This window comes from Leptolyngbya sp. KIOST-1 (assembly GCF_000763385.1).
Taxonomy (GTDB): domain Bacteria; phylum Cyanobacteriota; class Cyanobacteriia; order Phormidesmidales; family Phormidesmidaceae; genus Nodosilinea.
The window spans coordinates 1,611,639-1,635,130 of sequence record NZ_JQFA01000004.1; the positions used below are offsets into that span (position 1 = coordinate 1,611,639).

General features: G+C 60.4%; 17 protein-coding genes and 1 tRNA gene. 9 read left to right on the plus strand and 9 right to left on the minus strand.

Annotated features, from left to right (window positions below; genetic code table 11):
- The first annotated feature begins 185 nt into the window (after nucleotides 1-185).
- From NF78_RS24200 to NF78_RS31995, 4 genes are all read left to right on the plus strand, one after another.
- On the plus strand, nucleotides 186-893 hold the full coding sequence (locus NF78_RS24200; protein ID WP_052050904.1) for a TVP38/TMEM64 family protein: 708 nt from the start codon (nucleotides 186-188) through the stop codon (nucleotides 891-893).
- A gap of 112 nt (nucleotides 894-1,005) precedes the next feature.
- Entirely contained in the window at nucleotides 1,006-1,296 is a 291-nt protein-coding gene (locus tag NF78_RS24205) for a UPF0175 family protein (RefSeq protein WP_197064953.1), read from the plus strand.
- Nucleotides 1,297-1,307: 11 nt separating this feature from the next.
- Nucleotides 1,308-1,577 carry a hypothetical protein gene (locus tag NF78_RS31990; RefSeq protein ID WP_197064954.1) on the plus strand — a complete coding sequence of 90 codons (270 nt, stop codon included), beginning with the start codon at nucleotides 1,308-1,310 and terminating at the stop codon, nucleotides 1,575-1,577.
- A 15-nt stretch (nucleotides 1,578-1,592) separates the two neighbouring features.
- Nucleotides 1,593-1,790: a DUF3368 domain-containing protein gene (locus NF78_RS31995; protein WP_197064955.1), complete on the plus strand. Its 198-nt coding sequence runs from the start codon at nucleotides 1,593-1,595 to the stop codon at nucleotides 1,788-1,790.
- Between the two features lie 82 nt (nucleotides 1,791-1,872).
- On the opposite strand, the gene NF78_RS24215 is transcribed toward NF78_RS31995, so the two are convergent.
- On the minus strand, nucleotides 1,873-3,621 hold the full coding sequence (locus NF78_RS24215; protein WP_035992456.1) for an ABC transporter ATP-binding protein: 1,749 nt from the start codon (nucleotides 3,619-3,621) through the stop codon (nucleotides 1,873-1,875).
- A 209-nt stretch (nucleotides 3,622-3,830) separates the two neighbouring features.
- A complete protein-coding gene (locus tag NF78_RS24220; RefSeq protein ID WP_035992458.1) occupies nucleotides 3,831-4,958 on the minus strand; it encodes a YdcF family protein in 1,128 nt (375 codons plus the stop codon).
- A gap of 669 nt (nucleotides 4,959-5,627) precedes the next feature.
- Between NF78_RS24220 and NF78_RS24225 the strand changes: the two genes are divergently transcribed.
- Together NF78_RS24225 and NF78_RS24230 are read left to right on the plus strand one after the other, a co-directional pair.
- Nucleotides 5,628-7,127 carry an iron uptake porin gene (locus tag NF78_RS24225; RefSeq protein ID WP_081972890.1) on the plus strand — a complete coding sequence of 500 codons (1,500 nt, stop codon included), beginning with the start codon at nucleotides 5,628-5,630 and terminating at the stop codon, nucleotides 7,125-7,127.
- A 160-nt stretch (nucleotides 7,128-7,287) separates the two neighbouring features.
- Entirely contained in the window at nucleotides 7,288-8,949 is a 1,662-nt protein-coding gene (locus NF78_RS24230; RefSeq protein ID WP_035992462.1) for an ABC transporter permease, read from the plus strand.
- A 322-nt stretch (nucleotides 8,950-9,271) separates the two neighbouring features.
- Here the strand turns inward: NF78_RS24230 and NF78_RS24235 are convergent.
- A tRNA-Arg gene (locus NF78_RS24235) sits at nucleotides 9,272-9,345 on the minus strand.
- A 54-nt stretch (nucleotides 9,346-9,399) separates the two neighbouring features.
- Nucleotides 9,400-10,035 (minus strand): tRNA (guanosine(46)-N7)-methyltransferase TrmB, encoded by a 636-nt coding sequence (trmB, locus tag NF78_RS24240; RefSeq protein ID WP_035992464.1) that lies wholly within the window; start codon nucleotides 10,033-10,035, stop codon nucleotides 9,400-9,402.
- A gap of 174 nt (nucleotides 10,036-10,209) precedes the next feature.
- Here trmB and NF78_RS24245 point away from each other — a divergent pair, with 174 nt between their 5' ends.
- Nucleotides 10,210-11,322 carry a metallophosphoesterase family protein gene (locus NF78_RS24245; RefSeq protein WP_035992467.1) on the plus strand — a complete coding sequence of 371 codons (1,113 nt, stop codon included), beginning with the start codon at nucleotides 10,210-10,212 and terminating at the stop codon, nucleotides 11,320-11,322.
- Between the two features lie 57 nt (nucleotides 11,323-11,379).
- On the opposite strand, the gene NF78_RS24250 is transcribed toward NF78_RS24245, so the two are convergent.
- Together NF78_RS24250 and NF78_RS24260 are read right to left on the minus strand one after the other, a co-directional pair.
- Nucleotides 11,380-14,496 carry an endonuclease/exonuclease/phosphatase family protein gene (locus NF78_RS24250; RefSeq protein ID WP_225885409.1) on the minus strand — a complete coding sequence of 1,039 codons (3,117 nt, stop codon included), beginning with the start codon at nucleotides 14,494-14,496 and terminating at the stop codon, nucleotides 11,380-11,382.
- A gap of 438 nt (nucleotides 14,497-14,934) precedes the next feature.
- The gene (locus NF78_RS24260) at nucleotides 14,935-15,210 is read right to left on the minus strand and encodes a nucleotidyltransferase family protein (protein ID WP_052050906.1); all 276 of its coding nucleotides are present in this window, start codon (nucleotides 15,208-15,210) and stop codon (nucleotides 14,935-14,937) included.
- A 106-nt stretch (nucleotides 15,211-15,316) separates the two neighbouring features.
- Between NF78_RS24260 and NF78_RS24265 the strand changes: the two genes are divergently transcribed.
- Together NF78_RS24265 and ttcA are read left to right on the plus strand one after the other, a co-directional pair.
- Nucleotides 15,317-16,450 (plus strand): ISAs1 family transposase, encoded by a 1,134-nt coding sequence (locus NF78_RS24265; protein WP_035987167.1) that lies wholly within the window; start codon nucleotides 15,317-15,319, stop codon nucleotides 16,448-16,450.
- Between the two features lie 103 nt (nucleotides 16,451-16,553).
- Nucleotides 16,554-17,486 (plus strand): tRNA 2-thiocytidine(32) synthetase TtcA, encoded by a 933-nt coding sequence (gene ttcA, locus NF78_RS24270; RefSeq protein WP_035992469.1) that lies wholly within the window; start codon nucleotides 16,554-16,556, stop codon nucleotides 17,484-17,486.
- Nucleotides 17,487-17,682: 196 nt separating this feature from the next.
- Here the strand turns inward: ttcA and NF78_RS24275 are convergent, their stop codons facing one another.
- The 3 genes from NF78_RS24275 to NF78_RS24285 form a co-directional block, all read right to left on the minus strand.
- Complete coding sequence (locus NF78_RS24275) at nucleotides 17,683-18,753, minus strand: potassium channel family protein (RefSeq protein WP_035992471.1); 1,071 nt, start codon at nucleotides 18,751-18,753, stop codon at nucleotides 17,683-17,685.
- A gap of 159 nt (nucleotides 18,754-18,912) precedes the next feature.
- Nucleotides 18,913-22,641 carry a methionine synthase gene (gene metH, locus NF78_RS24280; RefSeq protein ID WP_035992473.1) on the minus strand — a complete coding sequence of 1,243 codons (3,729 nt, stop codon included), beginning with the start codon at nucleotides 22,639-22,641 and terminating at the stop codon, nucleotides 18,913-18,915.
- 240 nt (nucleotides 22,642-22,881) lie between these two features.
- Nucleotides 22,882-23,301, minus strand: coding sequence for a YggT family protein (locus NF78_RS24285; protein WP_035992475.1), 420 nt, complete (start codon nucleotides 23,299-23,301; stop codon nucleotides 22,882-22,884).
- Between the last annotated feature and the right edge of the window lie 191 nt (nucleotides 23,302-23,492).

Genomic DNA, 23,492 nt, shown 5'->3' on the forward strand with positions numbered 1-23,492 from the left:
GCAGCGGGACACATCTGCCCAGGGACTAGTGTGTCCGGGGGGAGGGTAGACGTTAGGGGCACGGCGGGAGTACCCCCAGCCTGGCGATGACGCATCCTCAGGCAGACGGCGAAGCGGGCGATCGCTGACTACGATCAGGCATCTTCAACTTCTTCAGGCGGCATCGGTCTGAGCTTCACCTAGACATGAAATTGACAATCTTCCGAAGCCGTAGGTTTTGGCTGTTGGTGCTCGGTGGCCTGGGGCTGGCGCTGCTGGGTAGCCAACTCCCCTTGCAAGACTGGTTTGTGGGCGCTTACAACTGGCTTTCGGGTTTGGGTCCCGTGGCCATACCCGCGTTCATTGCGGTGTACGTGCTGGCGACGGTGGTGGGCTTACCCAACATTGTGCTGATTCTGGTGGCGGGGGCTGTCTTTGGGCTGAAGGGCATTGCGGTGGCCTCCGTCGCCGACCTCCTGGGGGCGATCGCCTGCTATGGGGTGGGGCGAACGCTGGCCCGCGATCGGATTAAGCGCTGGGTCAGAAAAAAACCAAACTTTTCCCGCCTCGATCACGCTGTCGGCCAGGAAGGCTGGAAAATTCTGCTGCTGACGCGGCTGTCGCCCCTGGTGCCGTCCAACATTCTCAACTACGGCTTTAGCTGTACCCGAGTTAACTTCTGGCAGTACTGCTTTTTCTCATGGGTAGGCATGCTGCCGGTGATCACGCTGTACGTCTACCTGGGTTCCCTGGGCCTGGCCCTGTTTCAAGATGAGCTGAGTGCCAGCAACCTCGCCCTCCAGGGCGGCGGCGTAGCGCTGGCGCTCTCAGCCGGGTGGTACACTACCAGCCTGACCCGCAAGGCGCTAAACCCTTCAGGCGACGACTCAAGCGATCGCAATCGTCAGGAATAGCGGCGATAGCTCACGCTACTGATAGCGCTGGCCAACCTGCTACCCTGAGTGCAGAATTGATGGGCGCAGGAGATCGCGTTTCTAGCAAATTTCTAGCAAACCTAAATGTCGAATGCCGAACGTCATGGGTACTGAAACAATTACGCTGGAAGTGTCACAAGATGTGCTGGCCGCTCTAAAGATGGGGGCAACTGATTTAGGCGATCGGATTCGGCTACTGGCTGCGATCGCTTTTTTCCAAGAGAAGCAGCTGTCCCTGGGTAAAGCCGCAGAATTGGCAGGCTTGAACCGCTTGGCCTTTATGGATCTCTTGGCTCAGAGAGGAATTGTCGCCTTTGACTATGATGAGTCTGCCCTCAGCACCGATTTAGCGGGTATCGCCGAGCTTGTAGGCGATGGCTAGCATTATTAGTAATGCCACACCGTAATGCCACACCACTTATTGCGTTCGCCCGCATTGGTAAGCTTTCGCTTCTGCAAGATGTTGTTAAGCAATTGGTGATCCCAAATGCCGTAGCTGAAGAAGTGACAAACTATCAAGGCCCGGCATTGGGTCAAGTTAGTTTGGCCAAAGAAACCTGGATTCGGGTGGAAAGGCTGCAATCTGAAAGGCAGGTGCGGCTACTGTTACCTACCCTAGACCGCGGGGAAGCTGAGGTGATTGCCCTGGCCCTGGAACGGTAGGCATCCCTGGTGCTAATGGATGAATTGACGGGGCGTAAGGTTGCTGAATCGTTGCAAATTAAGGTGACGGGCTCAGTAGGTTTATTAATTCAGGCAAAACAGCAGGGGAAAATTGAGGCGGTTAAGCCTTTACTAGATGCAATGCAAGCGGCAGGAATATACTTCAGTCAGCGGTTCATAGCAGCTGTTCTCCAGTATGTCCATGAGTCATAGGCAGGTATGCCAGAGGCGGAGCGCCTGCAAGCTAGCTCTGTTCTCTAGTGCGATCGCGCGCCGAACCCTGCTGACCAGGTGCTCACTGCAACACTGATTCGAGCTGGTGCTGTTCCCAGAGGTTGCGGTAGAGGCCAGGCCGCTGGACCAGGTCGCGGTGGCGGCCCTGCTGCACAATCCGGCCCCGGTCCATGACAAAGATGCGATCGGCGGTGGCGGCGGCGGACATCTGGTGGGAGATAAACAGCACCGTTTTCTGCTGGGTGCCCGCCGCCAGTTCCTTGAGAATGGCGGTGGCGGTGCGGTTGTCCACGCTGGAGAGGGCGTCGTCGAGTACCAGAATGGGGGCATCGACCACCAGGGCGCGGGCCAGGGCGGTGCGCTGGCGCTGGCCACCGGAGAGGGTAATGCCCCGCTCCCCGACAATGGTGCTGTACTGCTGGGGAAAGTTGGCGATCTCTTCGTCCATCTGCGCCTGTTTGGCGGCGTACTGCACCTCGGGGAACTCCATGGTGGGTTCGCCGTAGCGGATGTTGTTTTGAATGCTGGTGCTAAACAGGAAGCTGTCCTGGGGGACGTAGGCGATCGCCCGTCTCAGATCTGCCAGCGGCAGCTCGGTGATGTCATAGCCATCCAGGTAAAGCTGGCCGGGGCCAATGTCGAGCAGGCGGGGCAGGGCGTTGGCCAGGGTAGACTTGCCCGAACCAATTGGGCCTACGATCGCGATTTGCTCCCCCGGGGCAATTTTAAAGCTGACGCCGTCGAGGGCGGGAGTTTTGCTGTCGGGGTAGGCGTAGCTGAGGAGGCGGGCCTCCAGGGTGCCCTGCACCTGCGTCAGCGGTAGGGGAATGGCGCTGGGGGCGGTCTGGACCTCTGGTTGGGCATCGAGAATTTCTTCGACCCGCTGGATGCTGACCTCGCCACGCTGGTAGGCGGTGATGGTAAAGCCCAGCAGCGCCGTGGGAAACACCAGCCGCTCTACGTAGAGCAGCAGCGCCACAAAGTCGCCCACGGTGAGTACCCCATCGGCGATCGCCCCTGCCCCGGTGGCCAAAATCACCAGCAGGCTAATGCTGGCCAGCCCCCCCAGCAGGGGAAACAGCGTGTTGCGGGTGCGGGCCAGTTTCAGGTTGGCCTCGAGCAGGCTGGTGTTGCGGCGGCTAAAGGCGCGGCGCTCGTTGTCCTCCTGGGCGTAGATCTTAATCAGCGAAATGCCGCTCATGTCCTCCTGGATCAGGTCGCTGAGGTCTGAGATTCGCTCCTGTACGGCGAGTTGCTCATCGCGCAGGCGGTTGCTAAAGCTCTGCACCAGCACCAGCATCACCGGGTACACCAGCAGCGAGATCAGCGTTAGCCGCACGTTGATCGACAGCATGACCGGCACTGTGAGGGCGTAGGCAAACAGGGTGTTGGCCAAACTCAGAATGGCAAACCCCAGCAGCCGCCGAATGTTGTCCACATCGCTGGTGGCGCGGCTGATCAGCTCTCCGGCGGTATTGCGGCCAAAGTAGGCGGGCTCCATGCGCAGCAGGTGCTCAAAAATGCGCTGCTTGAGGTCAAACTCCACCTGGCGACCCACGCCAAACAGCGTGATGCGCGACACCATGCGAATCACCCACATCACCGAGGCCAGAATCAGCACCATCAGGGCGTAGTACAGGATGCGATTGAAGCTAAAGGTGACCTGCAGCTCGTCAATACCGTTGCGAATCAGCAGCGGGATCCACACCCCCAGCAGGTTGACGATGAACAGCGCCCCTACCCCCAGCGCGGCCTTGTGCCAGTGGGGCCGCAGGTAGGTGCCCAGTTTTTGTAGCTGCGATCGCGCCATAGCCTCTGCCCTAATTGCCCCCTTATCCTAGACGAATTTGAGCAGCCCCATCTCAGCCGGGCACGCCCTAGAGCGTGTCAATAATTGTGGCTAAAAGCTCGGTATACTAAGCTTTGCCACGTCCGACCCAAACGACAGGCTAGGGGCTGTAACCCTTATTTTTGGGTGTTGGGTAGCTATGGGTGTTTGGCAGCTAATTGATGACAGCCCTAGGGCAGGGTTTCAACCACCTGCTCCCACTGCATGGTAAAGGGCGGCAGCCAGCCCCGCAGGTAGTAGTAGACAGCGCTGAGCAATTCGCTCCAGTAGCGGCTGGTCAGCGCCAGCGCATTGACGTCGGGCACCAGGTCGGCCAGGCGGGCCAGGGTGTCGCGCCCCACTTCGCCGGGGGTGCTGTAAAGCTCTGTGGGGGCCGCCACCACCTGAATGCCTTCGTTCTCAAAGGCCAGGGCAGCCCGGCGCATGGTCAGGGCGGGGGCGACCAGCACCACCCGGTTGGCATCGCGGTTGTTGCGGGTGGTGTCAAAGGCCCCAACCCGGGCCGGGGTTGTAAACAGCCCCTGCTCGGTCAAAAAGTTGCGCTGATCGACCACCGTGGCGCGGACGTCGGTACCTGAATCCTGCACCCGAATGCTCTCTGGGGGCACCCCCCGGCTGATCAACTGCTGGCGAATGGCCTGCCGCAGCGGTTCCCGCTCCTCGCCAGTGCCAAAGCGCGGCCCGGCGGTCACCGTCACAAAGGGGCGGGCCAGGGCAATGCGGTTGTAGATGTTGGCGGTGCTGTTGAGCCGGGCCACCAGGGTCGGGTCGAGGGGGCTATCGGCGTCAATGCGACTGTTGAGGGCATTGGTGAGACGGAAGGCGTCGGCATTTTCGCCAATCACCACCAGGGAGACAGCGCGGTCGACGGGCACCTCATCGATCGCCGGACAAATATCGCTGCACAGGCGTCGCTGGCTCAGGTAAGCCCGCTGTACCGACTGTTCGGCGTTGTTCACCAGCGCCCGCGCCACCAGGGGCATGCTGCTGACAAACAAAATCAGCAGCGCTACGGTCACCATGCGCGGTCCCTGTTTGGCGAAACCGCCCCCCATCGACAGCGCCAGCAGCGTGATCGCCGCGCCCAGAGGGGTAAGCGGAAACGCCAGGAATCGCCAAAACACGCCAATGGTGTTGTCTTCGGGAAACAAGAACGCCGCCGCGATCAGGGCCAAAATCATTGCTCCGCCAAACCAGGTGAGAAAGTTGGCCGGAATGAATTTCCTCAGAATCCACCACAGGAAGTAGCCAATCCCAAGCCACAGCAGCAGGCGGGTAAGCAGGTTGAGAATGTTCATGGTCAGCACTCAGATCTGCGGCGGAAAGGGGGTGGACCGAGGACGGCGGGGAGCCAGGACAGGGAACAGGCCACCAGCCCGCAGGGACTCTCTGCAAAGCATACTTCAGTACTGAAAACTCGGGACCAAAAACTCGCCGCAGTCCTCGACTAAATCAGCCCCTAGAGGGAGCGAACCCCCAAGGTTTTGCCCAGTACTCGATGGCTTAAGTCAGCCCGTCAGTCTTGACGCCTGACACCTGATACCTCGACAAAGGTAGTTTCATTCTTGCCAAGCGGGACTAGGGCGAACCGCCCCAGGGTGCACAGTTCCAATGATGGAACCCGATCGCCCCCGTTAGCCCAGAGGTTGTAACCGCCGCCGGGCAGAGCCTCTGCGGCAGGTAGCCTAATCCCACACCCACCCATGTTATTGAACCAGAATGTCATTAGCCATAGCCTCTGAGCAGGCGATCGCCGCCCCAGATTCTCCTGTGAGGTATGACGAGGAAAGACCGTGAGCTTTTCAACAGGCGACCCTAGTGGTAATAGTCCTATTTTCTTGTAACAGCTTATTGACAAATGGATTCAATAGCCCGATGCTGGTGTCAGCGCCATTCCCCAGTCCAAGTCACGGCTATGCGTGGGCTGACTGCGGTGTTGTGCGCCTTGTTTTGAGGAGTGTTAAACAATGAACGTTTTGCGTTTGCTTGGCCGGGGTGTAGCTCCGGCAATGTTCTGTGCGCCCCTGCCCGCCGGGGTAGCGGTGGCCGCTGAATTTCCCCTGGGCGCGGGGAATCTTGCCCCTGAGGCCGTGCAACTAGCCCAGATTACCAGCGTTTCGGAGCTAACCGATGTGCTGCCCTCCGACTGGGCTTTTCAGGCTTTGCAAAGCCTGGTTGAAAACTACGGCTGCATCCAGGGGTACCCCGATCGCACCTTCCGCGGGCAGCGCAGCCTCACCCGCTTTGAGTTTGCGGCCGGCCTCAATGCCTGTCTGGATGTGATTGCGGCTCTGATTGCCCAGACTGGCATCAACCCCGACGATCTGGCCACCATTCGTCGTTTGCAGGAGGAATTTCAGGCTGAACTGGCTACCCTGCGCGGCCGGGTCGATGCCCTGGAAGCAGAGACCGCTACCCTGCGGGCCCAACAATTCTCCACTACGACCAAACTGCGGGGCGAGGTGGCAACCCACTTGGGGGTACCTTTAGACACCTTCGAGGTGGTCAACGCGGCCGGTAATACCCTGGTGCGCGAAACCAGCACCAGCGTCGCCTCACGGGCGCGGCTGGTGTTCGACTCGAGCTTCACCGGACGCGATCGCCTGCGCATTCGGCTACAGGCCCGCAGCGGCAATTTTCTCACCCCGTTCAACGGCTTAGACCGGGGCGGAGCCGGGGACTATAACGTTGAGATGGACAACCTGTTCTACAGCTTCCCCCTGGGCAACCGCATCACCGTCACCGCCGCCGCCCGGGGCCGCGCAGGAAACGACTGGGTGACCAGCACCATTGTGCCGTACCACGGCCGCTCAGTGGCCGATGCCGGTAAACCGCAGTTTTACAACACCGGGGCCAGCTCCAGTAACGGTGCTGGACTAGGGATCAATTTCAACCTCACCGATAGCATCGCGCTGGATCTGGGCTACACCGCCAGCAATCCTGGCGCGACCAACCCCGCTGTTGGTCTCTTTGCCGCCCAGGGACAGAGCTACATCGCTCAGCTCAATTTCCTCCCCGACGGTTTCTTCCGTGCAGCAGTCACCTATATGCACAACGATCGCTCCAACATCTTTGCCATCAATAACCTGGGTACCCAGGCCGCCCCTGGGGCAACCGATACCTTTGCCGGGCTTTTGAGTCTCAACTTCGGCAACTTCTTTGTGGCGGGTCACGGTGCATACCAGACCTTCAACGGCGGTAATGACTTTAGCTGGAGTGCGGGACTGGGGTTTAATGACTTACTGGTTCCCGGCGCTCAATTGGGCATTTACGGTACTCAGCTGCCACAGCTAGCTGGCCGCAGCGACAACCCATTTTTGGTGGAGGGCTACTACGACTTCCCCCTCAACCGGTTTATTAGCCTGACTCCGGCGATTGTCTATGGCGACGCCAAGTTTGTCGGCGGCGGAGCCACCACCGACAACACCGGTCTGTACGGCATTATGCGCGCCACCATGCGTTTCTAGCCTGACGGCCCTTCGATTTTTTAATTTCTCCACCAAAGCGTCTAGGGCCCTGCTGTGCTAGAGCGGGGCTTTTTTTTGGTTCCAAGCCTATTTCCCGCCGACTCCTATGGCCCCGGCAGCGTTCTATGTTAAAAGGAATGAGTAGCAATAATTCCTGCCGATGAAAGTCTTGGGTATCTCCCGCAACGTCCCGCTGCCCCGGCTGGATGGCTGGACCGTGGGGGTCGGGCTGATTGCCGTGGTGATGCTACTGCCGGTGGCAATTATTCTCATGGGGCTGTTCACCAACTCCAGCGATGCCTGGGAGCACCTGGCGGCCACGGTGCTGCCCCAGTACGTCCGCAACTCTCTACTGCTGATGGTAGGGGTCGGCCTGGGGGTGATGGCGATCGGAGTGAGTACGGCCTGGCTGGTGAGCACCTGCCAGTTTTGGGGCAGGCGCTGGTTTGAGTGGCTGCTGCTGCTGCCGCTGGCGGCCCCCACCTACATCCTCGCCTACGTCTATACCGATACCCTGGAGTACTTTGGCCCGGTGCAGACGACGCTGCGCGGCCTGTTTGGCTGGCAGCGGGCTACCGACTACTGGTTTCCCAACATTCGATCCCTTGAGGGGGCCATTCTGCTTTTTAGCCTGACGCTGTACCCCTACGTCTACCTGCTGGCGCGGGTGGCGTTTATGGAGCAGTCGACCGTTACCCTGGAGGCCAGTCGCTCCCTGGGTTGCAGCCCCTGGCGCAGCTTTCGCACGGTGGCGCTGCCCCTGGCCCGACCGGCGATCGCTGCCGGGGTTACCCTGGCCCTGATGGAAACTCTGAACGACTTTGGCACCGTGGCCTACTTCAGCGTGCCCACCTTTACCACGGGCATCTACCGCACCTGGTTTGGCATGGGCGATCGCCCGGCGGCCGTGCAGCTGTCGGCGGTGCTGCTGCTGGTTATCTTTGCCCTGGTGGTGCTGGAGCAGCGATCGCGGCGGCAGGCCCGCTACTACCAGAGCATGGGGCGATCGGTGTCGCAGTCGCGCTACCCCCTGGCGGGCCTGCGAGGGCTGGGTGCCTGGGTGGTCTGCGCGCTGCCCGTCCTGCTGGGGCTGCTCGTGCCCATCGGGCTGCTGATGGCGATGACCATTCGCCACGCCGATGCCACCCTCAACCGCAGTTTTTTTGTGCTCAGCTTTAACAGCCTGGTGCTGGCGGTGCTGGCAGCGATCCTGGCGGTGCTGCTGGCGCTGGTGATGGCCTACGGCCTGCGGCTTAACGCAAATCCGCCGCTCAAGCTGGCGGTGCAGGGGGCCAACCTGGGCTACGCCGTTCCCGGCGCGGTGATTGCCGTGGGCACCCTGATTCCCCTGGCCCAGTTCGACAATACGATCGACGCCTGGATGCGGCAAACCTTCGGCTTCTCCACCGGGCTGCTGCTCAGCGGCACCATCATCGCGCTGCTGTATGCCTACCTGGTGCGGTTTTTGGCGGTCAGCTTTGGGGCGGTGGAAGCGGGGTTAAGCAAAATCAAGCCGTCCCTGGACGATGCTGCCCGCAGCCTGGGCCAGAGCCCCGGCCAAACGCTGCTGAAAATTCACCGGCCGCTGCTGGGCAGCAGCCTGCTCACCGCCGCCATGCTGGTGTTCGTGGATGTGATGAAGGAACTGCCCGCCACGCTGATTATCCGCCCCTTCAACTTCGACACCCTGGCGGTGCGAGTCTACCAGTACGCCGCCGACGAACGGCTGATCGAGGCCTCGGCCCCGGCCCTGGCGATCATTCTGGTGGGGCTGCTGCCGGTGCTGTGGCTGAGCCAGCAGATTGCCAAGGATGGGAAGTAACCTTCAGGTAAGCATCCCGGCTGCTCGAAGAAGCCGAGATGCTTAAATCCTCTTTCCAGGCAAGGCGCCTCAGCGGATCGGCCGCCCTTTCGGCTGGGCTTGGGCAGCAGAGGCTGTAGGCGTTGCCTGGCAGGTAGCCCAGCAGGCTTGGGGGTTGGTGAGGCTTGAAGTTGCCAGAACTGGGCTTAGGAGGCAGTACAGCCCTGAAATACAGTCAATGTCCACGCCGAAGGATAATGACACGGACACCTGCTGCCCTGAGCTTGTCACTGACAGTGCAGAAAATAGAGGCAAAAGCCCTGAAATGAGGGCCTTTGGGGTACAGGGCTGGCGGGATTCGAACCCACGACCTGCCGCTTAGGAGGCGGCCGCTCTATCCTGCTGAGCTACAGCCCCAAGGTTTAACTGGGAGTACTGGGTCATTTTACACCCTGGGCTAGGGGTGAGGCTTCAAGACCGGGTAAAGATGGCGCGGTAGACGGGCAGCCCCTGCTCCAGGGTGACCCGCTCCCGATCGGTCTGGGCGGGGAAGGGACTGGCGGGCAGCCAGCGATCGCCCTGAGGCAGAAAGTGGGGATGTTCGCTGAGGCGATCGCACATATCCACCGCCACCTCTTCCACATCGGACTGCACTACCACGCGACCGCCGGGCGGCAAAAACTCCGCCAGGGTGGCCACCAACTCAGGTTGTAGCACACGCCGCTTCTGGTGGCGCTTTTTGAACCAGGGGTCGGGGAATTGAATCGACACCTGCTGGAGGGGGTTCTGGTCGCCCCAGCTCTCCAGCAGGGCGCGCAGGGAAATATTGACGTTGCAGTACATAAAATGCAGGTTGCTTAGCCCCGCCTCTTGCTGGCGCTTTTGGGCCGATTCGACCACCGGCTTGCGAATTTCGAGGCCCAAAAAATTCCACTCGGGCTGAAGCTGAGCCATATGCAGCGCAAACACCCCTTTGCCGCAGCCGATGTCAATGTGCAACGGCTGCTGGGGGTTGGCAAAAGCCTCGCTCCAGTCGGGCATCGCCACGGGAGCCTGGTATCGTTCGCTCAGGGGGTTAACGTGCTGACGCACCCGCACAACTGCCACAGGTTGACCTCAATGGAGCAAGGTCTTCTATCATGCCATTTGGGGTGCTAGGTGTCAGGTGTTAGGAGTCAGGCCCGATACCCGATACCTGATCCCCAACACCCTTTTTTTACCGAATCGGTCGATGAGCGGCTAGGCTGATAGGGGAATTCACATATCTATACGTCTAAGTTCATGGGACAGCGTTTTCGCTTCGCTATCATCAGCGACCCTCACATTGCTCGACCGGAGACGATCTACAACGGCCCCCATCGCTTTCATCTGGTGGAGGTCAGCATTCCAGGCATCGAGCAGATTTTTGACCATTTAGAAACGCTGGATCTCGATTTTCTGCTGCTGCCCGGCGACCTTACCCAGCATGGGGAATGGGTGAACCACCAGTGGCTGATCGATCGCCTCAAGCGGCTGCCCTTTCCGGCCTACGTAGTGCCGGGGAACCACGACGTAATCGCCCGCGATGCGACGGATCGCGCCATTGGCCTGCACGACTTTCCTCGCCTGTACCAGGACTTTGGCTATAGCGACGGCAAAACCCTGCACTACCACCGTGAAATTCTCCCCGGTGTACGGCTGGTGGCGCTCAACTCCAATGCCTTTGAGGCCAATGGGGAGCAGGTGCGGGTGGGCTATGTGGATCAGGCCCAACTCGACTGGTTGGAAACGACCCTGGCAGAATTTCGCGACGATTTGATTCTCGTCATGCTGCACCACAATGTGCTGGAGCACCTGCCGGGACAGTCCCAGAGCCCCTTGGGCCAGCGCTACATGGTGAGCAATGCCGAGGAGATTATTCAACGGCTGGAGGCTGCCAACGTGCGGCTGATGTTTACGGGGCACCTGCACGTGCAGGATGTGGCGCGGCGGGGCAATCTGTGCGAGGTGTTGACCGGGTCGCTGGTCAGCTATCCGCACCCCTACCGGGTTGTGGAGATTGACCACGGCGAGGGGGACCTGCGGGTGGATGTCCGATCGCGCCGTCTGACCGCCGTTGCCCCCTGGGACGACCTGCAGGCCATGTCGCACCAGTGGATGAGCGATCGCGCCGAGGGGTTTATGGCTAAGTTTCTCACCAGCCCGCCCGTGGGGTTGGGGGAAGCCGAAGCAGCGGCGATCGCCCCCAAACTCAAGCACTTCTGGCCCAGCATTGCGGCAGGGGATACCCAGATCGATTTTTCGCACCTGCCGCCCGAGGTGCAGCAGCGCTTAGCCCACTTCAATTCGGTGGACGCCCAGGGCAATCCCCAGGCGATCGACAACACCGCCACCCTGGTGTGGCCTGCCAGGTAGAAAAAATCCCAGGGTTCTCAAAGAACCCTGGGATTTTGTAGCTTAGAACCTTGTAGCTTAGAACACGAAGTTCTCCGGGTTGTTCAATGCCGCCGCATCCACCCCCAGGAGGGTAATGAAGTTGGTAAACATGTTGCGCCCAGCCACGCCCTCTAGCTCTAGCGAAAGCTGGGTGCGCCCACTGTTGCCCAGGTTGCGAATCTGGATTGTGCCGTCGGCCAGGGGGTTGGTGCCGGTGTAGCCGACGCTGGTCAGCAGGTCGGTAAACACCAGCTGGTCGGCCCCCACCTCAAAGTCGGTGATGGTGTCGCCAGTTTGGTTGGTGTTGGTGTAGACGATCTGGTCGCGGCCGCCGCCCGTGGTGATCAGGTCAGGGCCGGGGCTGGCGAAGATGCGGTCATTGCCAGCCGTCCCCACCAGCACGTCGCGCCGGTCGGTGCCGGTGATGATGTTGAAGATCGGGGCCGCTGGGGCCAGGGTAAATCGGGCCAGGATGGGGTCGTGGTCACTGGCCCGCTGGGGAGTTTCGGCAAACTCAATGTTGGCGTGGACGATATCCACCTCGGCGGTGGTGGCTAAACCGCCGCTGACCAGGATGTGATCCAGCGACTGGGAGTTGCCCTGGAAAATGAACGTGTAGCGCTCATTCTCGGGCAGCAGTTCTGTCAGGTTGGTAAGGCCGGTGTTGGCCGCCAGATCCCGCACCGGGGAGACAAACTCAAACTCGTTGAAGTCGCCCAGCACCACCACGTTGGCGGCGGAGTCGGCCCCCAACACGTCGCTGACAAAGTTCTGCACCGCCAAAGATTGCTGCTGACGGCGATCTAGCGAACCGTTGACGGTGGGGTCTTCCTGCCTAGCCTCAAAGGGCTGCTCGGTACCCAAAATCGGGGCGCTGCCGCCCTTTGACGAGAAGTGGTTGTTGACCAGGGTGACGGTTTCGCCGTTGAACTGGAAGCTAGCCACCAGGGGCAGGCGAGCCCCCGCGAAGGCTGCGCCTGGGGCCTGGCTGCTGATGGTGGAAACCGAACCCTCCACCAGGCTGACCCGGCTGGGGTCGTAGAGGTAGGCATTGCGGATGTTGCCGCCGGGCTGGCCGCCCCCGGCATTGTTGAGAATGCCGGGGGTGTCGATGAAGGCGTAGGTAGGGCCGCCCGCAGCGACAATGGCATTGATCAGGGTTTGCAGGGTGACGTCCGCCGCCGTGACGCCGTCGTTGACGGAGCCGCTGTTGTCCTGCACCTCTTGCAGGGCAATGATGTCGGGGCGATTGAGGTTGTTGACGATCTGGCGGGCGATCGCATCAAAGCGCCCGTCGGCAATGTCGGTGTCGCCATCGTTCTCGTTGGGGTCGAGGTTGAGCACGTTGTAGGTGGCCACCAGCAGTTGCTCACTGCCACGGGTCAGGGGGCTGACCTCGGGCTGCAATCCGCTGGGCACAATCTGGCTGGTGAAGTCTTCGGTGACCAAGATTTCGTAGTTGCCGAAGGCGTAGCTGACTACCCCAGTCACATCGCCCAGGCGATCGCCCACATTCACCAGCGGAAAGGCAAAGTCGCGCACGCCGCTGTCAAACTGAAGCTGGATGCGCTCGGGGTTGAAGTCGTCGGGGCTGATGTTGAGGGTGCCTCTTTCGCTCAGCCCCGTCGCCCCAAAGCCGTTGTCGATGACGCCAAAGATTTCGCCAAAGTTGTTGGTGGCGTCGATCACCCGGAAGTTCTGGGCCGTCACCAGCATGCCTTCCAGGGACTCAAAGAAGTCGATGCCGTCGTTCACCGGGTCAAACACGGTGAAGGCGTCGTCATCGATGGTTCCCGTGGGGGGCACCCGCCCGCCCTGGCCGATGATGGTGGCCGCGGGCAGCGGGTTGCCGGAGGACAGCACATCCACCGTGGGGTTGCCGCCAATCTGGGTGATGGACAGGTTGCGGGTGGCCAAACCGCCGGGGGTGAACTCCGACACCACGCCGTTGACCTGCACCTCGTCGCCCACCTGCACCGGGATGGGGGTGGCGCTGCCCACAAACACAAAGATGGCGTCGGAGGTGGCGATGTTGCCGTCGCCCACCGGGTCTTGCAGGTAGAAGCCACGGCTGCCGGTGGTGTCGATCGCCGTCACAATGCCGCTGGTGATCACCCGCTGGCCGTTGAAGGGCGAAATGTGGGATGCGCCCTGGATGTCGTAGATGGCGACGGTGGGCACCGCGTCGCGAATGGTCACGGTGGCGCTGGCGGCGGCCCCCAGGTCGTAATCGGCCTCATCCACCAGGGTGAGCACCACGGTTTCGTCACCTTCAATCAGGTCGTCGTCGAGGGGGGTGACGGTGATGGTAGCGGAGGTCTGCCCCGCCGGAATTTCCACAGTGCCGCTCAGCGCCTCGTAGTCGACCCCGTTGGTGGCGGTGCCGTTGATGGTGTAGGTCACGGTCAGCGCCTCGGCGATGTCGCCGGAGCGGGTGACGGTGAAGGTGCCGGTGTTGACCGGGGTTTCGCCCTCAGCGGCGATCGCATCGGTGGCTGCAATGGTCACTACCGGGCGCACGACCCCTCCCTGCACCAGGGGAATCAGCGTGAAGTCGTCCACCGCCAGGCCGTCGTCGGCCCCGGCGGCGTCAAAGTCGCTCCAGCGAATCCAGAGGGTTTCGCCAGGGGCCACGGTCAGCCCGGCCAGGGTGCCCGTGACCAGGGTGCGGTTGGCGGCATCATTGCCGTCCCGCGCCCCTACCCCCCCAGTTGTGACGGGGGCGACAAAGTCCAGGGCGTCCACGTCAATCCAGGTGCCGTTGTTGAGGGCGGTGGCATTGAGGCTGTACTGGAAGTCGAGGCGGTCGGGGATGGCGCGGTTATCGGTACCCAATCGCCACTGCTCGCCAAAGTAGCTGATGTTGAAGCCAGCGAAGGTGGTGTCGGTGGCGTTGGTGAAGCTGGCCCCAAAGGTGGGAATCAGCGTGCCCGATCGCAGGCCGCCCAGGGCGCGATCGCCGTCCCCCGCCGCCCCAAAGCTGTAGGTGTTGCCCGCATTGCTGCTGCCGGTGCCAATGCCGTAGGTGTCGTTGGCGTTGGTGCCCGCCTCAAAGAAAAACCAGCCCTGGGGCAGAATGCTGCCCGTGGTGCCCGTACTGGCCAGGCCGTCAAAATCCTGGATGTATACCGTTCCGTCTAGATTGACCGTCATCGTCCGCTACAACCTCGTATAAATGTCACGACCTACGAATCCAGGCCGCACCGATAACTCAGCGCAGCACAAACCGGCGCCCAGAGGCGGGGTGACGGCCTCCAGGGCAATCGCCCTCCTTCCAGGCGCAAAACAACCCGCTGGAATGCGGTTCTGCACAGCAGAACTCCGGCGTTCATACCTATCCCAAGGGGGTGTAGGCTAACAAGCTCGTTGTGTTTTCTAAAAAACTGGGTAGGTCAGGTGAAGAAAGCTGCGATCGCAGCCTCCGCTATCGCCTAAACCTCAGCAAGCATTGGCAATTTTAATTGTCAGTATTTCCACATAGAACAGTATCAGACCACACGAAATTAGGCGGTAAAGGTAGGTTTAAGGTCTTTTTAAACCATCGTTTCTTCGTTTGTGCCTGCAAAGACTGGGGTCAGGGCGATCGCCAGATCAGTTTTCCGCTGCCTGCTGTAGAACCCTGTGGTCTGCTGCGATCGCCCGGTGAAAGGACTCCGGTAGCTCATCCCACCCAAACAGATCGACGCGAAACGGCAAGTCGCTTTCCTCAAAGGCTTCTCTCAGGTCGGGGATGGCCCGCCGCAGCTGAGGGCTGGCAAAGACCACCAGATCCAGGTCAGAGTGGGGGCGCGCCGTGCCCTTGACCCGCGAACCGTAGGCCCACACGGCTGTACCGGGCAGGTACTTTTGCCGCAGGGTCAGCACCATCTATCGCTGCTGGGGAGTGATGCCTAAGGGGGTGGCTAGATCCATGATTTAGGGCAAACGCATACTCGAGATGAGAATATTAAGACTCATTTCTAGGAAGTGAGTTATGTGTTCTGCCCAGCCCCTATCGCCGTTAATCGAGCATTTTCAGTCATTAGACGACCCTCGCTGTAGCCACTTGGTTGAGCATCGATTGCTCGATATCATCGGGCTCACGCTTTGTGCGGTGATCTGTGGAGCCGATAGCTGGGTAGATATTGCGGCCTATGGCCGTGCCAAAGAAGCTTGGCTGCGCGGTTTTCTGAGCCTACCCCACGGAATTCCCTCCCACGACACCATCGCCCGATTGTTTGCAGCCTTAGACTCCGCCGCCTTTCAGAGTTGCTTTGTCGCGTGGGTCAAGGCCGTCGCCCACCTCGGCTCAAGCGAACAGATAGCCATTGACGGCAAGACATTGCGCCACTCCTATGACCGAGGGGGCGGCAAGGGAGCCATCCATATGGTGAGTGCTTGGGCCAATGAGCAGCGGTTGGTACTAGCCCAGGTCAAGGTGGATGAGAAATCCAACGAGATCACTGCGATTCCAGAGCTTCTGAAGGTTCTGGACCTCCAGGGATGCCTAGTCACCATTGATGCCATGGGCACTCAAACCGCCATTGCTCACCAGATTATCGAAGGCCGTGGCGACTACATCTTGAGCCTTAAAGGCAATCAGGGCAACATTCACGAGGATGTCGAGCAGGTGTTTACCTGGGCGCGGCAGCAGGACTTTAAGGACATCTCCCACGAGTTTCATCAGACCATCACCCCTGGGCACGGGCGCATCGACATCCGCCGCCACTGGTTGCTCGATGGGGTCGAGCACCTCATCAACGCTGAGCGCTGGGTTGGCTTAAAACGCGTTGGCCTCGTGGAGGCTGAACGCCGTATCCTCGGTCAACCCCCGACCATTGAGCAGCGCTACTATCTCGTTAGTTTTGACGGCGATGTCCAACGCTTTGCCCAAGGGGTGCGCAGCCACTGGGGTATTGAAAACCAGCTCCACTGGGTGCTCGATGTCGCCTTCCACGAAGATGCCTCTCGAATTCGTAAAGACCACGCCCCCGCTAATCTGGCCGTCGTCCGTCACATCGCCCTCAATCTGCTGCGTCAGGACGCTTTTGCCAAAGGGGGTATCAAGGCTAAACGCTTGCAAGCAGGATGGGATAATGACTACCTAATTCGGCTACTCTCCTCCTGAGTATGCGTTTGCCCTAATCCATGATTGATTGCCCTCCCGGAGGTGGCGCTGAGCCGCTTAAAATTGGTGTGATGTCTACATTATTGCCCAGGAGCCCGCGCCCATGGCCGCCCCCCAGCAGCCCACCTCCAACAGTTTCAAAAAGCTCCAGGGGTTTTTGCGATCGCGCATGGGTCAGGCGATCGCCGACTACGCCATGATTGACGAGGGCGATCGCGTCATGGTCTGCGTCTCCGGCGGCAAAGACTCCCACACCCTGCTGGATATTTTGCGCCACCTCCAGCGCAGTGCTCCGATTCACTTCGACATTCTGGCGGTCAACCTCGACCAAAAGCAGCCGGGCTTTCCCGCCCACGTGCTGCCCGAGTACTTTGAGGTGATTGGCGTACCCTACAGAATTGTGGAGCAGGACACCTACAGCACCGTCAAGCGGGTGATTCCCGAGGGCAAGACCATGTGCGGGCTGTGCTCGCGGCTGCGGCGGGGCATTCTCTACCGGGTGGCCGCCGAGGAGGGGGCGACCAAAATTGCCCTCGGCCACCACCGCGACGACATGATCGAAACGCTGTTTCTCAATATGTTCCACGGCGGCAGGCTCAAGGCCATGCCCCCCAAGCTGCTCACCGACGATCGCCGCCACATTGTGATTCGGCCCCTGGCCTACTGCCCCGAACCCGACATCGCCCGCTACGCCCGCTACCGCGAGTTTCCGATTATTCCCTGCACGCTGTGCGGGTCTCAGGCCAACCTGCAGCGGGCCCAGATCAAGGAGATGCTGCAAACCTGGGAAAAACAGTGGCCGGGCCGCACCGAAACCCTGTTTCGCAGCCTGCAAAATGTGGCCCCCTCGCAGCTGGCCGACCCCAACCTGTTCGACTTTGGCGGGCTGGAGTCGGCCCGCATTGTCCCTACAGACGGCGATGGTGAGGATGGGGTCGAAACGGATCTGGAGGCGGAGTTTAACCCGGCCCTGGCACTGTTTGAGGGAGGGCTGCCACCGCTGCCAGCGGGCCTTATCCAGCATCAGCCTCAGTGAGTTGCCCTAGTACTCTGCGGCATAAGTTGGCCAACCATTCCCGATACCTGACATCCGGCACCCGATGATACCCACAGCAAGGGTTGTTATATTGCTGCTCGCCAATACTAGGCAGGACCGTGCCTGAGGCTGTGCCCACTGGGGAGAGTACAGCCTCCAGCCTCCTATACCCAAGTAAACTCCGCTACCAGAACCATTACTGAAAAATATGGTTGGGTTTGTAGGCCATATAGCGAATGAGTTTGTGCAGCTGCGGTGCCCATTTTCGGCGCATAGACACGTAAGCATTAGCGCCACCAGCGGGGTTTTGGGTGGTATGAATCCCGCAGTCTTTCAGCGTCTCAAGCGCACGGTAGTAATGCTCACGCCACAGCGGTTCCTGCGGTTCCTTGGGGAGTCCTCCTGAGTTAGAGGCGATCGCCTGGTCGACCTCCTCCAGCAGATGCAGGCCGCCACACCAGAGTTCTGCCGTCCCCGCAGCCTGAATCACCGAGCTGTAGTGGTCCTGGTCGAGGGCTGTTTTGACTAATGTAGCCGTATCGATAGCGAGATAGATGACTCGCGGCAACGCATAGTAGGTCTGGCGATAGCGAAAATAGAGCAACAGCGGATAGGAGTTATTTAGCTCCAGCAGCTGCATCAGATTCTGGGCAATGGATGCTGTGTTTTGCTGGAGACTGCGGGTATCGTTGCCGGCGGCCAGGTGAGCCAGCAGGTTGGCCGAGTTGGCCGTATCGGCGCTGCGGTGGTGCAGGCTGAGCGCAAAGGTGTTGCGGCAGGTGAGGGCGTTGTATACCGACAGCACGTAGGAGAGCACCAGGGTGAACACAGAAAATCCCAGCAGGCTTTTTAATATCATCAGCAGTCGGTAGGTGGCACCCTGGGGAACGAGATCGCCTGTGCCCAGGGTAGCCAGGGAGAAGCCGGTGTAGTAGAGTGCGGTCACAAAATCCGTAGGCGTCTCGCCCTGCTGGGCCTGAATGCCCCCGCCCAACCCCGGCCAGACAATCAGGGCAAACCCGAGCAGCAGCAGCAGAACCCAAACCCCAATCAGGGTGACAATGATGGTGGGTCCACCGTAGGACAACATGCGATCGCGCCGCTTTAGCGGGCCCTGGGCACCCGCCCGGAACAGGTACCACACCACCTGGGCAACAGGAATACTGAGCAGATTGCTCTCAGAACGAGGATGCAACACCGTCAAAAAAATATCCACCAGGGACACTAAGACCAGCCCAGTTCCCGCAAGCTGAAGAAAAATTGCCATAGCGCTGAGTCGGTCAGAGAGAAGGTGGACAGGGGCGATTCCCCCCCTCTGACTGTAACCACAGGACCGCAGCCGCTTCCTCCTTCAGATTGCAGGGCTAGGCCAAATCGCCGGATGTATTCCCTACCGGTGTTGGAGGCTAGCCCAGATCTGCCGGTGTTAGGCGCTGAAGTATTTGGCCGTCGGGTGGTAGGCCACGATCGCCGTGGTAGATTGTTCCGGGTACAGCTGATCGCTTTCGTCGATGGTCAGGCCAATGCGATCGCTGCCCAGCAGCTCCAGCTGCACCGGCTGATCGGCCATGTTGGGGCAGGCCGGGTAGCCAAAGCTGTAGCGCGACCCCTGGTACCGCTGTTGTAGCACCTCGCGGATGGTGTCCGGCTCCAGCTCGCCAAAGCCCAGTTCCCGGCGAATGCGGGCGTGGCCCCACTCCGCCAGAGCCTCGGCGGTCTGCACCGACAGCCCGTAGTAGTAGAGGTAGTCGGTGTACTGATCCGCCTGGAACAGCTTTTGGGCAAATTCCGTGGCGATCTCACCCACCGTTACCGCCTGCATGGGGAACACATCGAACTGCCCCGGTGCGGCCATCTCCTTTGGCAAGAAGAAGTCGGCAATGCACAGCCGCCGCAGGGATTTTTGGCGGGGGAAGGTGAAGGTGGCGATGGGTTCGGGGTGGATGGGTGGATGGGTGGGTGGGTGGATGGGTGCATCCATTACAGCGGGATCGTAGATGTGCAGCGAATTACCCTCGGCCAGGCAGGGGAAGTAGCCGTAGACCAGTTGGGGAAGCAGCAGGTTTTCACTCAAAATCCGCTGCTTCCAGGTGGCCAGAATTGGGTGAACCGTCTCTTGCAAAAAGGCGTCGTAGTCCTCGCGAGACTGCTCCTGGGGTTTGCGGAACTGCCACTGGCCGACGAATAGCGCCTGCAAGTCGAGGTAGCTAAAGACCTCTTCCAGGGGAATATCCGCCGGGGTGAGCACGCGGGTACCCCAGAAGGGCGGCGTGGGGCGGGGGATGGTGGGGTCTACGGCTTCGGAGCGGGTGGTGTCCGGGGTGGATGGGTGGATGGGTGGATGGGTGGATGGTTGGTCGGTTGCAGCGTCTACAGTTTGGATGTTGGACGCCTCTGTCCCCGACCGGGAGGGGTAGGGGTGGGTTCCTTCTGCCTCATCCAAAAAGCCCTTCAAATCATCCCAATTCCCCTCAGCCTTGGCGGGCATGAGCTTATCCATGAAGTGCAGGTCTGAGAAGGCGTCTTTGCCGTAAACGACCTTGCCCTTGTAGGTGTTCTGGCAGTCTTCGTGGACAAACTTCGGCGTCAGCGCCGCGCCGCCGAGGATAACGGGCACGGTAATGCCCTCCTGGTTGAAGGTTTCCAGGTTGTCTTTCATAAAGGCGGTGGACTTCACCAGCAGGCCGCTCATGGCGATGCAGTCGGCGTTGTGCTCCCGGTAGGCCTGGATGATCGCTTCCACGGGCTGTTTGATGCCCAGGTTGACGACCTTGTAGCCGTTGTTCGAGAGGATGATATCCACCAGGTTTTTGCCGATGTCGTGGACATCGCCCTTGACCGTGGCGATGATGAAGGTGCCCTTGCCGGAGCCGTCGCTATCGGACTTTTCCATGAAGGGTTCCAGGTAGGCGACGGCGGCTTTCATGGTCTGGGCCGATTGCAGCACAAAGGGCAGCTGCATTTGCCCGGAGCCAAACAGTTCGCCAACGACCTTCATGCCATCGAGCAAAAAGGTGTTGATAATGTCGAGGGGCGGGTAGGTTTCCAGGGCCTTGGCCAGGGCATCCTCTAGGCCAATGCGCTCGCCGTCGATGATGTGCTGTTTGAGTTGTTCGTCGATGGGCAGGTCCTTGGCGATCGCCTCTTTTTTCTTCAGGCTCTTGCCCTCAAACAGGGTAGTGAGCTTGGTCAGGGGATCGTAGGTGACGATGTCGCCGTCGAACTGGCGGCGATCAAAAATCAGATCGCGGCACACCTGCTGGTGCTCCGGCTCAATCTTCGCCAACGGCAAAATCTTGGCGGCGCTGACGATCGCCCCATCCAGCCCCACCTGCATGGCCTCGTGGAGAAACACCGAGTTCAGGGTGACGCGGGCGGCGGGGTTGAGGCCAAAGGAGACGTTTGACACCCCCAGCATGATGTGGCAGCCGGGCAGATGCTCGCGAATCATCCGAATCGACTCGATGGTTTCGCGCCCATTGACGCGATCCTCCTCAATCCCTGTGGAGATGGGCAGGGCCAGGGTGTCAAAGAAAATTTCGTGGGCGGGGATGCCGTACTCCAGGGCGTCGCGGTAGGCCCGCTGGGCAATTTGGAACTTCTTCTCTGCCGTGCGGGCCATGCCATCTTCATCGATGGTACCAACGACGATACCGGCACCGTACTGTTTGGCCAACTCCAGCACCTTAAAGAAGCGCTCCTCGCCGTCCTCGTAGTTGGTGGAGTTGAGGATGCACTTGCCCCCGGCCACCTTCAGGCCCGCCTCCATCTTCTGCCACTCGGTGGAGTCGAGCATCAGCGGCAGGGTGACGTTGGTCACCAGCCGCGACACCAGTTCGTGCATATCCCGCTCGCCGTCGCGGCCCACGTAGTCCACGTTCACATCTAGAACGTGGGCACCTTCCTTCACCTGCGCCCTGGCCAGGGCCACCAGTCCGTCCCAGTCCTCGGCGTTCAGCATCTCCCGACACTTCTTGGAGCCGCTGGCGTTCAGCCGTTCGCCCACGATTAAGAACGAGTTGTCCTGCTCGTAGGGCTGGGGGCTGTAGATCGAGGCGGCGGAGGGGATGTAGTTGAGCGCGGGGCGGGGGGTGGGGTAGGCGGATGGGAGGGTGGGAGGGTGGGAGGATGGGAGGGTGGGAGGGTGTTCTGTATTGGGGGACTCGCCTACATGCCCACTCGCCCACTCGCCTACCCGAACGGGTCGTTGCTTGGGTCGCAGATCCTTCGCTAGCTCCGCCAGTTGGGCGATGTGCTCGGGTCGGGTGCCGCAGCAGCCGCCGATTACCTGCACACCAAGATCCTCCACGAAGTGCATGAGGGACATGCGCAGCTCGGTGGGGGTGAGGCGGTAGACGGCGTGGCCGCCCACGTTCTCGGGCAGCCCGGCGTTGGGGATGCAGGAGATTACGAAGGGGGACTGCTCCGCCAGGTGCCGGATGTGGTCTTTCATCAGGTCGGGGCCGGTGGCGCAGTTGAGGCCCAGGATGTCGATGGGGTAGGGTTCGAGAATGGCCAGGGCGGCGGCCATTTCGGTGCCCACCAGCATGGTGCCCTGCTGTTCCATGGTCACCGAAACCATCAGGGGCAGGCGGTTGCGGGTGGCCGCGAAGGCGGCCTCGATGCCGTTGAGGGCCGCTTTAATTTGCAGTACGTCCTGGCAGGTTTCCACCAGCAGCAGGTCGGCTCCGCCGTCGATTAGGCCCCGGGCCTGCTCCACGTAGGCCTCCTTGAGGGAATCAAAATCAATGTGGCCCAGGGTGGGCAGCTTGGTGCCGGGGCCCATGGACCCGGCCACAAAGCGGGGTTTGGCGGGGGTGGAATACTCGTCGGCGACGCGGCGGGCCAGGGCGGCGGCGGTTTTGTTCAGCTCGTAGGCCCGATCGGCCAGGTCGTACTCCGCTAGCACGATCGAGGTGCCGCCAAAGGTGTCGGTTTCAATCACGTCGGCCCCGGCTTCTAGAAACCCCCGGTGTACCGTTTCGACCGCTTTGGGATTAGTGAATACCAGGTATTCGTTGCAGCCTTCGTACTCGGGGCCGCCAAAGTCTGCCACCGTCAAATTTTGCACCTGGAGGTTGGTGCCCATGGCCCCATCGAAGACTATAACCGGGCGATCGGGGCTGTGGAGGCGATCGAGAAAGGCGTTAGACATGGGCGCGAGGATAGACGGTAGGGCTGGGTAGGTTTCCTATTATCCGCCATTGTCTCTAAAGTCGGAACGCGATCGCCCCACCGTTCCCCCAATTGCAGGGAATTTTGCCCTGGGGCAACACAATGACCATCGCTATAAATTCTGCCCAAAAGCCTTGTATGCCAAGCCTTGCCATGCCCGTCCCAAACACGAGTGGGGGCTGTAACGATAGTGCTTGGGCATCAGAGGCTTTTGGACGGTCTAGCGCCCCTGGATGGGTCCCTGAAAATAATTCACCAGGGCAATGGCCAATCCCCCCAGCAGGGCGTAGACCACCATAGCGATCAAATTGTTGAGGTCAAAAATTCGAATCGCGCTGGCGTCGGTAGGGCTGATAAACAGAGTAGAAAACGGGCTCATGAAGGGAGCCGATAGACTGTAGATCGTTTGGGCAAAGGGGTTTTCAGGGTTGGCGCTGGACAGCCGCAGGAAAAACCGAAGGGCCAGCAGTACCTCAAGTGCCCCCACCAGCAAGAGGATCGTATTGCGCACCCAACCCAACCGGGCCTGACGCTGGGCCGCCCGCAGTCGGGCCTGCTCCTGCCTCAGACGATAGACCTCTTGATTGCGGATGAGTTCGCGCTCGTGGTCAAACTCATTGTGTCCGTAGGGGTGGCTCATGGTGGTGCTACTGCTCGCGATCGATATCTCCAGATACCATTCTGGTTAATCTCCAATTAGAGCCAATACCCATCTCGCTATTTCCCTCAAAATTCTCACCGGTACGCCGTCAATAAGCTAACCGAGCGCCCCTACGAAGCGCCCTGATTTAGAAGCGGGGAATTATCAGAGGTTGGATCCGAGGGCTGCTC

Excerpts from the sequence above, each read along its gene's own strand:
- NF78_RS24200 (WP_052050904.1), top strand. The coding sequence starts at position 186 with ATGAAATTGACAATCTTCCGAAGCCGTAGGTTTTGGCTGTTGGTGCTC.
- NF78_RS24205 (WP_197064953.1), top strand. The coding sequence starts at position 1,006 with ATGCCGAACGTCATGGGTACTGAAACAATTACGCTGGAAGTGTCACAA.
- NF78_RS31990 (WP_197064954.1), top strand. The coding sequence starts at position 1,308 with ATGCCACACCGTAATGCCACACCACTTATTGCGTTCGCCCGCATTGGT.
- NF78_RS31995 (WP_197064955.1), top strand. The coding sequence starts at position 1,593 with ATGGATGAATTGACGGGGCGTAAGGTTGCTGAATCGTTGCAAATTAAG.
- NF78_RS24215 (WP_035992456.1), bottom strand. The coding sequence starts at position 3,621 with ATGGCGCGATCGCAGCTACAAAAACTGGGCACCTACCTGCGGCCCCAC.
- NF78_RS24220 (WP_035992458.1), bottom strand. The coding sequence starts at position 4,958 with ATGAACATTCTCAACCTGCTTACCCGCCTGCTGCTGTGGCTTGGGATT.
- NF78_RS24225 (WP_081972890.1), top strand. The coding sequence starts at position 5,628 with ATGAACGTTTTGCGTTTGCTTGGCCGGGGTGTAGCTCCGGCAATGTTC.
- NF78_RS24230 (WP_035992462.1), top strand. The coding sequence starts at position 7,288 with ATGAAAGTCTTGGGTATCTCCCGCAACGTCCCGCTGCCCCGGCTGGAT.
- NF78_RS24245 (WP_035992467.1), top strand. The coding sequence starts at position 10,210 with ATGGGACAGCGTTTTCGCTTCGCTATCATCAGCGACCCTCACATTGCT.
- NF78_RS24250 (WP_225885409.1), bottom strand. The coding sequence starts at position 14,496 with ATGACGGTCAATCTAGACGGAACGGTATACATCCAGGATTTTGACGGC.
- NF78_RS24260 (WP_052050906.1), bottom strand. The coding sequence starts at position 15,210 with ATGGTGCTGACCCTGCGGCAAAAGTACCTGCCCGGTACAGCCGTGTGG.
- NF78_RS24265 (WP_035987167.1), top strand. The coding sequence starts at position 15,317 with ATGTGTTCTGCCCAGCCCCTATCGCCGTTAATCGAGCATTTTCAGTCA.
- ttcA (WP_035992469.1), top strand. The coding sequence starts at position 16,554 with ATGGCCGCCCCCCAGCAGCCCACCTCCAACAGTTTCAAAAAGCTCCAG.
- NF78_RS24275 (WP_035992471.1), bottom strand. The coding sequence starts at position 18,753 with ATGGCAATTTTTCTTCAGCTTGCGGGAACTGGGCTGGTCTTAGTGTCC.
- metH (WP_035992473.1), bottom strand. The coding sequence starts at position 22,641 with ATGTCTAACGCCTTTCTCGATCGCCTCCACAGCCCCGATCGCCCGGTT.
- NF78_RS24285 (WP_035992475.1), bottom strand. The coding sequence starts at position 23,301 with ATGAGCCACCCCTACGGACACAATGAGTTTGACCACGAGCGCGAACTC.